At 66.2% G+C, this 752-nt stretch carries 1 protein-coding gene; it reads left to right on the plus strand.

All coding sequences use genetic code 11. The features are described 5' to 3' along the window. Positions 1-752, plus strand: a 752-nt coding sequence (locus M1M07_RS32345) for a condensation domain-containing protein (RefSeq protein WP_248676786.1), incomplete at both ends; no start/stop codon positions are given.

The following is a 752-nucleotide window of genomic DNA, read 5'->3' on the forward strand; positions in this document are numbered from 1 at the left end:
GCGCGCGTCGGTGTGGAGATCCCGGCCGAGTTGCACGGGCGGTTGGTGCAGGTGGCGCGGGCGCACAACGCGACGTTGTTCATGGTGGTGCATGCGGCGTTGTCGGTGTTGCTGGCGCGGTTGTCGGGTACGTCGGATGTGGCGGTGGGTACGCCGATCGCCGGGCGTGGTGAGCGTGAGCTCGACGATCTGATCGGCATGTTCGTCAACACGTTGGTGTTGCGGGCGGATGTGCGTTCGGCCGGCTCGTTCGAGGAGTTGCTGGGGGCGGTTCGGGAGTCGGATCTGCAGGCGTTCGCGCATGCGGATGTGCCGTTCGAGCGGCTGGTGGAGGTGCTGAATCCGGCGCGGTCGACGGCGCGGCATCCGCTGTTCCAGGTCGGCCTCTCCTTCCAGAACCTGAACGAGGCCAGCCTCGAACTCGACGACCTCGCCATCGCACCGCTCGACCTCGAGCACCGGACCTCGCAGTTCGACCTGCACTGGATCGTGCAGGACACCTACGACGAGGCCGGAACTCCCACGGGGATCGGCGGTTTCGTGACCTATGCGACCGCGTTGTTCGACGAATCGACGGTGGTCTCGTTCGTCGAGCGGTTCGTGCGGGTTCTCGAGGAGATCGTGGCGGATCCGTCGCGCCCGGTCGGGGATCTGGAGATCCTCGGTGCGGGGGAGCGGTCGCGGATTCTGGAGTCGTTCAACGACACTGCGCACGAGGTGGATGCGTCGGCGACGTTGGTGTCGTTGTTCGA

Source organism: Rhodococcus sp. HM1 (assembly GCF_023218075.1).
Lineage (GTDB): Bacteria > Actinomycetota > Actinomycetes > Mycobacteriales > Mycobacteriaceae > Rhodococcus.